The organism is Candidatus Merdisoma sp. JLR.KK011 (assembly GCF_036941125.1).
GTDB lineage: Bacteria > Bacillota > Clostridia > Lachnospirales > Lachnospiraceae > Laedolimicola.
In genome coordinates, this window is the sequence record NZ_JAYWSZ010000006.1 from 115236 (window position 1) to 128189 (window position 12954).

Annotated in this window: 11 protein-coding genes; 6 read left to right on the forward strand and 5 right to left on the reverse strand. The window is 41.9% G+C overall.

From position 1 onward, the window contains the following. Window position 1: 1 nt before the first annotated feature. Complete coding sequence (locus VV089_RS24005) at window positions 2-1822, reverse strand: nicotianamine synthase family protein (RefSeq protein WP_334337708.1); 1821 nt, start codon at window positions 1820-1822, stop codon at window positions 2-4. Between the two features lie 152 nt (window positions 1823-1974). On the opposite strand from VV089_RS24005, the gene VV089_RS24010 reads away from it, so the two are divergent. From VV089_RS24010 to VV089_RS24025, 4 genes are all read left to right on the forward strand, one after another. Continuing rightward, window positions 1975-3012, forward strand: a complete 1038-nt coding sequence (locus tag VV089_RS24010) for a tyrosine-type recombinase/integrase (RefSeq protein ID WP_334337709.1) — start codon at window positions 1975-1977, stop codon at window positions 3010-3012. A gap of 303 nt (window positions 3013-3315) precedes the next feature. Further along, window positions 3316-4608: a UDP-glucose dehydrogenase family protein gene (locus tag VV089_RS24015; RefSeq protein WP_172543072.1), complete on the forward strand. Its 1293-nt coding sequence runs from the start codon at window positions 3316-3318 to the stop codon at window positions 4606-4608. A gap of 10 nt (window positions 4609-4618) precedes the next feature. Further along, a complete protein-coding gene (locus VV089_RS24020) occupies window positions 4619-5692 on the forward strand; it encodes an NAD-dependent epimerase/dehydratase family protein (RefSeq protein WP_334337710.1) in 1074 nt (357 codons plus the stop codon). Between the two features lie 90 nt (window positions 5693-5782). Then, window positions 5783-6547 carry a WecB/TagA/CpsF family glycosyltransferase gene (locus VV089_RS24025; protein WP_334337711.1) on the forward strand — a complete coding sequence of 255 codons (765 nt, stop codon included), beginning with the start codon at window positions 5783-5785 and terminating at the stop codon, window positions 6545-6547. 48 nt (window positions 6548-6595) lie between these two features. Here the strand turns inward: VV089_RS24025 and VV089_RS24030 are convergent, their stop codons facing one another. From VV089_RS24030 to VV089_RS24045, 4 genes are all read right to left on the reverse strand, one after another. Then, window positions 6596-7351, reverse strand: coding sequence for a hypothetical protein (locus VV089_RS24030; protein WP_172543074.1), 756 nt, complete (start codon window positions 7349-7351; stop codon window positions 6596-6598). A 61-nt stretch (window positions 7352-7412) separates the two neighbouring features. After that, entirely contained in the window at window positions 7413-8447 is a 1035-nt protein-coding gene (locus VV089_RS24035) for a DUF6077 domain-containing protein (RefSeq protein ID WP_172543075.1), read from the reverse strand. 74 nt (window positions 8448-8521) lie between these two features. Continuing rightward, window positions 8522-9562, reverse strand: a complete 1041-nt coding sequence (locus VV089_RS24040; RefSeq protein WP_172543076.1) for a hypothetical protein — start codon at window positions 9560-9562, stop codon at window positions 8522-8524. Between the two features lie 34 nt (window positions 9563-9596). After that, window positions 9597-10496, reverse strand: coding sequence for a beta-1,6-N-acetylglucosaminyltransferase (locus VV089_RS24045; RefSeq protein WP_172543077.1), 900 nt, complete (start codon window positions 10494-10496; stop codon window positions 9597-9599). A gap of 145 nt (window positions 10497-10641) precedes the next feature. Between VV089_RS24045 and VV089_RS24050 the strand changes: the two genes are divergently transcribed. Together VV089_RS24050 and VV089_RS24055 are read left to right on the forward strand one after the other, a co-directional pair. Beyond that, complete coding sequence (locus VV089_RS24050) at window positions 10642-11862, forward strand: glycosyltransferase family 4 protein (RefSeq protein ID WP_334337712.1); 1221 nt, start codon at window positions 10642-10644, stop codon at window positions 11860-11862. Further along, a complete protein-coding gene (locus VV089_RS24055) occupies window positions 11837-12946 on the forward strand; it encodes a glycosyltransferase family 4 protein (protein WP_172543079.1) in 1110 nt (369 codons plus the stop codon). Before VV089_RS24050 ends, VV089_RS24055 begins: the two co-directional genes overlap by 26 nt. The last annotated feature ends 8 nt before the right edge of the window (window positions 12947-12954 follow it).

Here is a 12954-nt window from a genome sequence, read left to right on the forward strand (position 1 = left end):
GTTATTCCCCTTTCTGACTTTCATTGAATAAGTATTTTACTTGTGGAAAATCCCATCCATGAAAATGATTAGATTTACATAAGGAATATGTTCCCATTTCCTCTAAGATCAAAATATCATTCTCCATTATTTCATAACTCATTTCTATGCTAAAAAGAAGTTTTTTTGAACAGGTAGTTGCATAGAACTCATATTGAACGTTATATGGTTGTGGTATACGACATGAATTGAAAAGACCTACTTTTCTTGGAGGATATAGAATGCCGCTGGGGATACCAGCATCAATATAAACTTCATTTTTATTTAGCTTCTTTCTTATAGATATCACCTTAGTAAATATCATTCCGGCGGATTTTACAACTGTTCTTCCGGGCTCTGCATATACCGTAAGGCCACTGATTTTACTTTTCATAGAAGAGATTTTTTTATGTAATTGTTTGTAAAAGTCTGGTTGCAAATCGGATTCAAAACGGTAGTTTCCGCCAATATTAAGAACCTTTTGAGGCTCATTAATTGAAGAAAGTAAATACTGACATCTTTCAAGTATTGCCTTGAGCTGTTCTATCGAAAGATTCGGAATGTTATAAAATGTTACACCATCTACTTTGGTGATGCCACTATTATATTTTTCATAAAATTCTTTTTCGGTCATACCATAATCAATTGTATCATGTGATAAATCTCTGATATCTATTCGGACTATTTTTAATGCATTGGGAGCCAGTCTTTTTAATTTCTCATATTCTTCCCAACAATCGAATACAAAATATTGGCAGCCTCCCTCATAAAGTTTGGTAATCATTTCTTCCGATTTGACAGGTAAAGAACAGATAATGTCTCCTTCATATTCTGGGTTGCCTTTTGCAGCTTGAAATTCTTCAATACTACTCACCTCAAATGGAACTGCATATTTTTTCATTGAATTAATAATTGTCTGTTCTCCATTCGCTTTAAGCGCATAAAAAACCTTATCACAATCCTTAAGTAATTCACGAATATGTATATAGTTGCGCTGAATTACTGCGAGATCAAACAAATAAGATGGTGTAGTCATACCATTAACACTTTTGGTAGGTTTAATGACATATGAAGTATAGGGCATCTGTTTACAGTGATCTACAGTATCAAGGATTTCATAATTTTTAAAATTTGAAACAATCGGATATACGTGTCTATATAAGCCAGAAGAATTACGTAATAGTATTTTTTGTTCATTCTTCAAATAATCAGACAAATGATCTAAAAGCATATTTTTGTTGAAAATATGTCCTGTAATAATAATGTGACTATATGTTTCATAATTTGTAATGTTAAAAACATCGTTCTCAATGAAAATTACAGTATTGTTAGGAATAAGTTGTGCCAGCCATTTTTGGGCGAAATATATTGCTTGTTCATCAATATCAATACATGTTATTGTACAATTAAAGTTTTTCAACAAAATAGCTGCACTAATTGGCATAGCACCTGATCCAACTAATAAAACATGGCTCGTTTCATTCAGTCCAAGGAGTTTTCCTTCACGAACCATTACCGGTGAACATCTGACCATTTTTTCGTCTATAATATCAGTATGTCCCTCTAGAAAATCCTTAACACTGTTTTTTTCTATCATACATTCTATGTTGAGCAGCATTTTCCCAAACATTTTTTTCTCTTTTAGGGAATATTTTTGATTAAAATAATCTGTAAATTGATTATCATAAGAAAGTTTTTTGATTTTACGCATAAAACCGTTCAATTCTTTCACGGAAAATTTTTCAAAACCATTCTTAAAAGTCCACATATGAAATTCTATCTCTTTAAATAATTCTGTATACATTATAATTCACCTTTACATTTATAATGGATAACTTTTAATTATCCTTTATAAATTCTCGCACCTATTTCAGCCCCAAAAAAACCGACAACCAGTCCCAGCCGTCTCCCTCCATGTTTTCTTATATAATCTAAAGAAAACAAAGGAGACCACATATGAAAACAAAAGAGAAAAGAATCACAACGGCATCACAGCAACTACCCGCTTTCGAAACATCAAGGGTCCCCGAGCACAAAGCGCTAGTCAGATTTGATGTTCTCACAGTCCAATGGCTCAAAAACGTAAAGCTGAGGATCAAGGAGTCCTCCTACGTAAAGTACTACAATATGGTTCAGAACCATATTGTTCCAGAGCTTGGAACTTATCGGATGGACGAGCTGACCACAGAAATTGTGGAACAATTTGTGCAGAAAAAACTCACAAGTGGAAAACGTGACGGCAGGGGAGGCCTTTCGGAAAAAACAGTGAAAGATATTCTGGCAATCCTAAAGGAAATCTGTCTGTATGCAGCAGGACTTGACGTAGAAATCCCTTGTAGATTTGAACTCATCAAAATAAGACGCCGTGATCTGGAAGTACAGGTTCTGGATGGACAGAATTACAAGGAACTGGTCCGCTTCCTGTTCCATGATCACCATCCGAGAAAAACAGGCATTCTCTTAAGCTTATATATGGGCCTGCGCCTAGGGGAGGTCTGCGCATTAAAACGGCAGCACATATTATATAAGGAAGAAATCCTCTGCATACGAAGCACCATGCAGAGAATCCAGAACCTGGAGGAAGAGGGAAAAAGGAGGACAAAAGTGATTGTCACAGACCCAAAGAGCAGCAGCTCCGTCCGTGATATCCCCATACCGTCATTTTTAATGGAGCGGCTGGAAGATTTCCGGAGGCTTCCGGAGGATGCATATCTTTTAACAGGAAGAACCGATCGCTTTATTGAACCCAGGACGCTGGAATACACATTAAAACGCTATCTGCAGAGCTGCAGCATGGAATATGTAAACTATCATACCCTCCGCCATACATTTGCAACCCGATGTATGGAGGAGGGTTTTGATGCAAAATCCTTAAGTGAAATACTGGGCCATTCCAATGTAAATATTACGCTGAACCGATATGTACATTCTTCTATGGAACAGAAACGGAAGAACATGGGAAGGCTTTTGCCGTATAAGGAGTTTGCATCATAGTGAAAACCTGTTGGTGACAGGAAATATGACCTGTCAGAGTATTAGGCTTTTCCCATATCCAATGCCAGATGTTTGCGTACATATTGTCTGATAGAGATGGCTGGTAATCCATATAAAAAGACATAATGTACGCAAATTGTCTGAATTTTTGTGATAAAAAGGAAGTATACATTCGTGATGGGCGGACTTCGTACATTAAGGTATAATTTTCCTGAGTGAGTACAAGATGCTTCCTTTCCCAATCAGTTTGTGGTATACTAAACCAATATAAAATAAGAATACAATATACGAAGGTGGAAGATAATGAAAATAGCAGTAGCGGGAACAGGATATGTAGGATTGGTAGCAGGCGTCTGTTTTGCAGAGGTAGGGCATCAGGTAACCTGTGTGGATGTGGACGAGGCAAAGGTGCAGCTTATGAAGTCGGGCACAAGCCCCATCTACGAGCAGGATCTGGAAGAACTGATGCAGAGAAATTATGCAGCAGGCAGGCTTAACTATACCACAGACTATGCGGCAGCATACAAGGAGGCGGACGCCATCTTTATCGGAGTCGGGACGCCGGAGCGGCCGGACGGCTCCGCAGAACTGTCCTATATAGCAACCGTTGCCCGTCAGATAGCGGAAAATGTGGTTCATGACTGTCTTGTCGTCGTGAAGTCCACAGTTCCGGTGGGGACGAATGACAAGGTAGAGCAGTTTATCAAGGACTTCCTGGTCAATGACGTGAAAGTAGAGGTGGCGAGCAATCCGGAGTTCCTGGCCCAGGGAACAGCGGTTCATGACACGCTGCACGCTGCAAGAATTATCATCGGAACAGAGAGCCGGGAGGCAGAGGCAAAGCTAAAGGAGATCTACGAGCCCTTCCATCTGCCCATTGTATCCGTAAAGCGCAGAAGCGCCGAGATGATCAAATACGCCAGCAATGATTTCCTGGCGCTGAAGATTTCCTATATGAATGACATTGCCAATCTCTGCGAGCTGGTAGGGGCGGATATTGAGGACGTGGCAACCGGCATGTCCTACGATGAGCGGATCGGAAAGCGCTTCCTCAATGCAGGAATCGGGTACGGCGGAAGCTGTTTTCCCAAGGATACAAAGGCGCTGGAGTATCTGGCAAGACAGAATCACTACGAACTTAAGACCGTAAAAGCTGCCATTGAAGTAAATAAGGAACAGAAGGTGCTGCTGTTCAAAAAGGCATCCCAGCGTCTGATTACATTTCACGGCTTGAAGGTTGCCGTGCTGGGCCTGACCTTTAAGCCGGGAACCGACGATTTGAGAGAGGCGCCGTCTCTGGACAACGTGCCCCTTCTTCTGGAAGCGGGAGCAGAGATTTATGCTTATGATCCCATAGGAGCGGAACGTTTCCGAAAGAGATTTCCGGAAGGGATTCAGTATACAGAGACTGCAGAAGAGGCGCTGCAGGGGGCCAATGTCTGCTTTGCCTTTACAGAGTGGGAGGAGATCCGGAATATCACGCCCGGACAATTTAAGGAATGGATGCGGACGGCCTTGTTGTATGACGGAAGAAATATGTACGATAAGACTGCCATGGAAGAAGCAGGTGTAGAATATTATGGAGTAGGAAGATAGGGAAACGCATATGCTGGAAAAAAATGTAATATTATCTGGTAAGACGATACTGGTCACAGGAGCGGCAGGATTTATCGGGGCAAACCTGGTTATGGCGCTGCTGCGGTCAGAGCATAAGGTTCAGATTGTAGGGCTGGACAACCTCAACGATTATTACGATGTTTCGCTTAAGGAGTTCCGGCTTAAGGAAATCCAGTCTTTACATGAAAAAAGCACAGGCAGCTTCACTTTTATCAAGGGAGATCTTGCAGACAAGGCTCTGATAGATGAGATTTTCCAGAAATACCGGCCTGCGGTTGTGGTGAATCTGGCAGCCCAGGCCGGCGTGAGGTACAGCATCGACAATCCGGATGCTTATATACAGTCTAATATGATTGGATTTTACCATATCCTGGAGGCGTGCCGCCACAGCTATGATAATGGAGCCGGGGGCGTGGAGCATCTGGTTTACGCAAGCTCCTCCTCGGTCTATGGCAGCAATCGCAAGATTCCCTATTCTACCCAGGACAAGGTGGACAACCCGGTATCCCTGTATGCGGCAACCAAGAAGTCCAATGAATTGTTTGCCCATGCCTATGGGAAGCTTTATGGGATACCCTCCACAGGCCTGCGCTTCTTTACGGTTTACGGGCCTGCCGGACGTCCGGATATGGCTTATTTCAGCTTTACAAACAAACTGCTGGCCGGGGAGAAGATTCAGATTTTTAATTATGGGAATTGTAAGCGTGATTTTACCTATGTAGATGACATTGTCACAGGCGTTGTGGAAGTGATGCAGCGCAGCCCCCTTCCGAATGAGGACGGGGTGAAATATAAGGTTTACAATATCGGCAATCAGCAGCCGGAGAATCTTCTGGACTTTGTGGATATTCTGCAGGAGGAATTGAAAAAGGCGGATATCCTGCCAGAGGATTATGATTTTGACGCCCACAAAGAACTGGTGGGCATGCAGCCGGGGGATGTGGAAGTGACCTTTGCGGATGTGGCGGAGCTGGCGGAGGATACGGGGTTTAAGCCTCAGACCCCACTGAGGGAGGGGTTGAGGCGGTTTTCGGAGTGGTATAAGAAGTATTATACACCATAAGCCTTCCCCTCATAGAAGCTTGCTTTGGGTAATTACAAGCGATAGTATTGAATGTGTTGAAAGTCAAGTGATGGAAGAGGCGGTGGAGCAGTGGCTGAAAATGAAAGAGAAAAGATTCCCAAATACAGAATTCTTGGAGTTGATATTGCAGCAACTAACATGGAGCAGGTATTGCGGCTGCTGGCAAAAGAGGGAAGGAAGCTGTCCGGGGAATATATTTGTGTGTCAAATGTCCATACAACCGTAATGAGTTATGACAATCCCCAATACTGTGCCATACAAAATAATGCGTTCCTGGCCCTTCCCGACGGAAAACCCTTATCCATTTTGTGCAGAAAAAAGGGGTTTTGCGAGGCTGGACGGGTGACAGGGCCGGATTTGATGTTGGAACTGCTTAAGATGTCTGCGGCGGAAGGATACCGTCACTATTTTTATGGGGGCTCCCAGGAAACGCTGGATAAGATGCAAAAAAGGCTGCAGGCAGAATTCCCTCAGGCAATCATTGCAGGGATGTATTCTCCGCCATTCAGGCAGCTGACGAGGGAAGAGAACCGGCGTATTACAGAGGAGATTAACTGTGCAAAGCCGGATTTTGTCTGGGTGGGACTTGGGGCTCCCAAGCAGGAGATCTGGATGGCGGAACATAAAGGAAAGACCGCCGGCCTGATGATAGGTGTCGGAGCGGCGTTTGATTATTTTGCAGGTAATATAAAACGAGCCCCGGCCTGGATGCAGAAATGCTGCCTGGAATGGCTTTATCGTCTGCTTCAGGAACCGGGACGTTTATGGAAGCGTTATTTTGTTACAAATCTAAAATTTTTATGGCTTGTTTCAAGAGGAAAGCACCCTCAATGAACAAAAGGGGCAAGTGTTCGCTTATTTTGTATATTCTACAGGAGGAATTTAAGGTTCTCCGTTATAGAAGCTGCTGTTTTCATTGATAAATATAATACAGCGGTTGTCTCCGGCGTAAAAGTGAAAGCCATAGTCTTCCCATTTTCCGATAACAGTCATATTCAAATCCTGGCCAATAGCTATGAAGTCACAATTTGAACTTTGGAGCAGGGGGCCGAGGACTGTAAGGTCAGGATGTTCTTTTGCAAATTCCGCATCAATAGAAGAGCGCTGCCATCTGTCATTGACCAGTGTAATGGTTGGATTGTATTGGCGGATAAAAGGAACAAGCCAGTTAGCTCCAACAACATGAGCGCCATCCGGAAGAAAATCGGCGGTATCAATGCTTTCCTGAGTCAGCTTATAGGGATTGGATGCTTTATGAAAATTAGGTTCTCTGAGCATATAAGTTCCGCTTGTCATAATGAAGAGAAGCAGGGCGGCAAATAGGCCGAATCTTTTTCTGCCTTGAAAATGCAGAAGCATGTGAGCAGCAGTATAACAGACAAGAGGGACAAAGGGAATCAGCCATAGAGCGCGGTTATAAACGCCGTTTAATAAGCAAAAGTGAATAACCATAGCAGATATGGGGCAAAAGTATATAAAAAAGAGCAATAAAGTTCCTTGAATAAAAAATATTCTAGGAGCAGGCATTTTGTTTCTGAAAAAAAGATAAATAAGGCAGACAGGAATAAGAAGATAAATATAAGTATGCTCTGTAACGAGAGAAGTTCCTTCAAGAGCAATGAGAAACATATCTTTCATTTCAATTTCCTCCTAGTTTGCAGCCGCTGCGCGACAGCTATGAGCACTGAGTGAATTGCAGCTATTTCAAAGCAAGAGCAATAAGACCCAATATAAGGCATGGACTGCAGCTCGCAATTGTTTTTAAAAAAAAGAATGGCTTTTTCGTTTTAACAGCCCATAGTAAGCTAAGAGAACAGGCAAGGATCGGAATAAATACAATAGCCATGGAAGAAAGAAGACAGGAACTTAGAGAATGTAAAAATAGTAAGTACCAGTCTCCTCGGCAATGAGTTTCCCGTGTTAGGCGAAACATCAAATACAGAACGCCCGGAAGGGCGGCACTGGCAAGAATGGCCTTTCCCATCCAGGGAGCCAAAAGGAGATAGCTTCCTGCCAATGTATGAATATTTGGAAGAAACATATGCATGACAGCAGCAAAAATCAAAAAATATCCTTGAGCCTCTGTATCCGTTTCAAAAAAGAGCTGTCCCATAAGCAGGTAGATGAGGTACGCAAAAGGAATCGTAATAAAAGGAATCACCGTGTGAGCTATGATCGTTGGTGAAATTTGAAACCAGCTTCCTAAAAGCGCATAAAACATAGACCAGAGGGAGAGGCAGTAATGAATGGAAAAAGGAGCCTCGTTAACGCCGCGTTCTGGGTCAATGCCATAGATCATATCTTTTTGCAGAGCTTCTGTAGCTAGATTTACATAGTAAGCGTCATCCCATTCATAGTAGGTATATTTGTATACATAACATAATTGAAAAATAATTATGATAAAGGCAATTATTGTGGTCCATGCGATATAACGTTTCCAATTTTTTAAAAAGTCGGATAGAGTTTCAGAAAGGTTTTTCCAAAAAAGGAGAGAAATGAAACAGCCGATAAGCAGCACTCCGCCATACGTAAAGGATAATGTATGAAAGGAAGCCTTGCAGAAGGTCATAGGAACCAGTATCAATTCCAAGAGCCCCCATATGGTGATAATCCCCGTGAAAATATTTAAAAAAATAGTTTGATTTTTGCGAAAGCACAAATAGTTTACGAGATTTCCAATTAATAAGGAAGCCGTGAAAAAGATCAAACAGATAAAAGTAATACTTAGTTTCATTGTGGCACCAAAAGCCTTTCTCTAGAAATAATTATTGTATCAATATATCATTTGGTATGTAGAAAGTCAAGGTATCAGCAGGAAGCACGGCACCGCTTTTCCTCCATATCAAGAATGCGGTTTAAGGCTTTCTTGATATGAATCCCTTCTATCAGCCCAGGCCGGAGTTTTAAACAGTTTGCCCGGAACATTTGATACTCGTCCTGGCGGACAGAAGTGACTTTTTCTTCCAATTCGTCTAAAGAATCGATGCAGATACCAAGCTTATGCTCTCGTACAAAGTCGGCGACGGCCGCCTTAGACCAGACAATAATTGGAAGCCCGGCTGCAATATAAAGAGACGCTTTATGGGGATTGTTGTAACGAAGGTAGTTATTTTCCTCCCATACCTCATAGCTGCCCTCCCAGATAAGACCATAGCTGCCGTTTATTTCCAGAGGAAGCCGCTCGGGAGGTAAAGAGCCGCAATAAGACAGATTGGAATATTGGGGTTTAGGCATTCCATAAATGTGAAATTGCACAAGGGATGGATCAATACATAGATCAAGTTTTTCTAAAAATGGAGATTTTCCTAAGTTTCCTGCAAAGCAGATGCAGGGAACGGTAAGGGGCCTGTCTTTGGGAATGAAAGCTTCTGTCTTATAATCAAAAATGGTAAGGGGAATCAGCTGGGAGGTACAGCCGAGCTCTTCCAGCCTGTCAGCCATTTTGCCATTGTGACAGATGATATAATCACATTGATTCAACCCTTTGATTTCAGAGTCAATTTCGTGTTTGTGAGCTTTTGCGTCATCATATCGAATCGGAAAGATATCGTGGATAAGATAAATAATTTTAAAATTTTTGATTTTCTTTAGCTTTAGAATTCCCTCTAAAACCTTTGACGAGGTTTGGACAAAAAGAATGTCGTTTTTGTTAAGACGGATGAAAAGCTTCCCATAGATGGCAAGTGCTAACAGAAGCTTAAAAAACTTGCTTTTTCTAAATTTGCGCTTGTCGTTTTTGGCAATAGATTGAAAACCGCTCTGCAATACAAAGTGGGATACATCCTCCCGGGCCTTGGATGAGGCATTATATTCATTAAGTACATATTCTTCCAGCACATATTTACGCATATCGTTGCTTCCTCTTATTCAGAAATTGTATAGATTAGTCGTCTTCCTGCCGTGTTTTGTTAATTTGGAGAATCAGCTTGTCAGAGACACCGCTTTGCACTTTCCGGCAGAAGAATTTTCCGGAGCTGCTTATTTTTTCCCAGTCTTTTTCTGTTAAAATTTTGATTTTTTCTCCATATTCAAAATAATGTACAGGAGAAAGAGAGTGCAGTCCTTTGTAGATATCGCAGTATCTTTCGCCCTGGCTGGCCCATTTAGAATTGAAGAAAACGGTATGGATCCATGCTTCGCTGGGGACAAAAGAGTAACGCAGGATTTTCTGCAGCTTTTTATCCCCTGAATAAATCTGAAATATATCTTTGAGACAGTTATAGGAAAGACACCAGTATTCACTTCCAAAATAGAAATCGTACCCCAGCAAGTCGTAACGGTTCTTTTTTTTGATATGCCTCCGGTTAAGAAAAGAAGTAAATCTTGTATCCATAAAATGGTAGTACAAAAATTTGTTCTGCATAGAACCTTTTTGGGGATTAATTTTTGTTTCATGACTGACATCATATCCGATAATGAATTCTTTGTTATCAGGCGGCAATGTGAGCAGTGTACGGTTTGACACCAAAGGGTAGTCTGTTCCTGTCAGATTAAAAATTCTAAGGTAGGTTGTATTTGAAGAAAGCATTTTTTGAATCAGGTTATATTGCATCTGCACTTGGGAATATCCTCCCCAATGAACGGCCACACGCTCGCATCCCTTTAAAAAAATGACATTTGGATAATCTTGCAAAGGGGTAAGAAATTGCGAAATGCTGGCTTTGGCATCTATGTGGATATAAAAATCAACCTTATGTTCGATGTTTAAAGCATCTACGAGCCTTTTTAAAGCCAAGGGTTCTAAATACGCAGAGATTAAATAAGCATTTGTTTTTTGAGTCATAAACAACAGCGCTCCTGTTTCATAGATTGGTATTTAATTAGTTTATTATAATTTAGGATAGAAAGCAATCTTTTTATGTTTACATGCTGTCGTGTTTTATGCTATGATAGCCATAGCAAATAGCAGAGGTGTTATAGCATAAGATATGAAAAAACAGGGATCATATCGAGTTTTGCTCGTTCATAATTATTATCAGATTCCGGGTGGGGAGGATACCGTTGTGAGTAATGAAAAGCGGCTGCTGGAAGAGCACGGACATGTCGCTTTTTTTTATATGCGCAGCAATCAAGAGATTCACCGGTTTTCTCTGGTTCGGAAACTGCTCTTTCCTTTTGAGACAATGTTTTCTCGAAAGACTTACCGTGATGTCAAAAGGCTGATAAAAGAAGAACGTATAGATCTGGTACATGTGCATAATACTCTAAGCATGATAAGTCCGTCGGTATACTATGCGGCTTTTAAGTGTAAAGTACCTGTGATACAGACGGTTCATAACTTTCGGCTGCTCTGCCCTGGCGCCGTGTTTGTAAAAAAAGATATTATTTGTGAAGACTGCGTAAAAAAAGGGCTGCTATGCGCATTAAAGGGAAGATGCTACCGCAATTCCCTGCCCCAGACTTTGGTAAGTGCATTGATTTTGAAGATACACCGTGTCATGGGAACTTACAGAAAGATATATTATATTTGCCTGACAGAGTTTAATAAAAAAAAGCTTTTGCAGTTGAATAATTGTGGGAAGCAGCTGATCGAAGCGGATCATATTTTTATAAAGCCTAATTTTGTGAGAGCGGAAAGGGAATGCGTCCCCATATCCAGACGCAAGAATCAGTTTTTGTATGTGGGCAGGCTGGATGCGCTGAAAGGGATTCAGGTACTTTTGGAGGCGTGGAAGGGAATAGATGACAGCCGGCTGCTGATCTGTGGGACAGGCCCCAGACGCGCTTGGGCAGATGATTTTTTGAAGCAGAATAATATAAATAACGTGCAGCTTTTGGGACAGCTCAGCCACGAACAAGTGATGGGACTTTTACAAGAATCACGGGCGCTGCTTATGCCGACACAGTGGTATGAGGGGCAGCCTATGGTGATATTGGAGAGCTATTCTGTGGGGACGCCGGTGATAGGAAGCCGTCTTGGAAATGTGCAGGATATGATTGAAGAGGGAATCACAGGGTGTACATTTTCACATGATAAACCGGAGGAGCTGCATCGATTGCTTCAGAATCTTCCGGATTTTGAGGAGGGTGTAATCCGGAGGCATTTTGAAGAGCATTACGCAAGCGAAGAAAATTATCAAAGGCTTATGTGGATCTATCATCAAGCCATAGAGGATGTTCGAAATGGTAAAAGCAGTCATCATCACTAATATACCGGCGCCGTATAGAGTTGATTTTTTTTATTATCTGCAGACCCGGATACGTGAGACAGAGTTTTATATCATATATTCCAGCGCAGCAGAAGACAACCGAAGCTGGAAAGTGGAGCAGGAAAAGATAAAGAAGTCTGTTTTTCTGAAATCCGCCACGATTAAGATAAAGAAGAGATATGATACAAAGTATATTCACATTCCGAAGAATGTGAAAAAGACTTTGACCCAGATACAGCCGGATATTGTGATCGGCTCGGAATATAATCCTACAATTATCCAGGCAGTGCGTTATTGTAAAAAAAAGGGAATTCCTTATGTGAGCTGGACAGACGGGACTTTGTTTTCAGAACGAAATATCAATCGGCTTCAAAGGCTTCTTCGAAGCTACGTGATCCATACGGCGTCGTCCTATATTGCCAGCAGTACAAAATCGAAGGAGGCCCAACAGTTTTACGGGGCGGATGCAGATAAGATCCGAATCAGCTATCTGACTGTAGATATCGACAGATACCTGCAGGAACGCGGTCAGGTACAGGAACCAAGGCTGTTGTGTGTGGGAAGCCTGATTGAGAGAAAGGGGATCGATCTTTTACTTAGAGCCTGTGCTCGTGTAAACAGCCCCTGGCATCTTGTCCTGGCGGGCCAGGGGCCGGAGGAAACCAATTTAAGAAGGCTGGCCAAAAGCCTGGGAATTGAAGGGCAGGTAGAGTTCCTGGGATATCTGAATCAAAAGGAGCTGCTTGAAGAGTACAAAAAAAGCTATTGCCTGGTGCTTCCTACCAGGGAAGATTGCTTTGCATTGGTGATTTTAGAAGCGATGTGCTCTGGGCTGCCTGTGATTTGTTCCCGGTATGCAGATGGAGCGAACGATTTAGTTGAGGATGGAAAAACAGGATACATTGTAGATCCATTTGATGAAGCGGCTTTTAGCCAGAGCATTGAAACGCTTTTGAAGGAGCCAAAAAAGGCGCGGCTGATGGGAAAACAGGCTCAAAGAGAGACAGAAAAATTTCGATTTTCCTGTGTGGCACAGGGATTTTTAGAAGCTGTTCAACTGGCTTTGGGACAAAAGCAAATGTGAAAGCGCCG

Excerpts from the sequence above, each read along its gene's own strand:
- VV089_RS24005 (WP_334337708.1), bottom strand. The coding sequence starts at position 1,822 with ATGTATACAGAATTATTTAAAGAGATAGAATTTCATATGTGGACTTTT.
- VV089_RS24010 (WP_334337709.1), top strand. The coding sequence starts at position 1,975 with ATGAAAACAAAAGAGAAAAGAATCACAACGGCATCACAGCAACTACCC.
- VV089_RS24015 (WP_172543072.1), top strand. The coding sequence starts at position 3,316 with ATGAAAATAGCAGTAGCGGGAACAGGATATGTAGGATTGGTAGCAGGC.
- VV089_RS24020 (WP_334337710.1), top strand. The coding sequence starts at position 4,619 with ATGCTGGAAAAAAATGTAATATTATCTGGTAAGACGATACTGGTCACA.
- VV089_RS24030 (WP_172543074.1), bottom strand. The coding sequence starts at position 7,351 with ATGAAAGATATGTTTCTCATTGCTCTTGAAGGAACTTCTCTCGTTACA.
- VV089_RS24035 (WP_172543075.1), bottom strand. The coding sequence starts at position 8,447 with ATGAAACTAAGTATTACTTTTATCTGTTTGATCTTTTTCACGGCTTCC.
- VV089_RS24040 (WP_172543076.1), bottom strand. The coding sequence starts at position 9,562 with ATGCGTAAATATGTGCTGGAAGAATATGTACTTAATGAATATAATGCC.
- VV089_RS24045 (WP_172543077.1), bottom strand. The coding sequence starts at position 10,496 with ATGACTCAAAAAACAAATGCTTATTTAATCTCTGCGTATTTAGAACCC.
- VV089_RS24050 (WP_334337712.1), top strand. The coding sequence starts at position 10,642 with ATGAAAAAACAGGGATCATATCGAGTTTTGCTCGTTCATAATTATTAT.
- VV089_RS24055 (WP_172543079.1), top strand. The coding sequence starts at position 11,837 with ATGGTAAAAGCAGTCATCATCACTAATATACCGGCGCCGTATAGAGTT.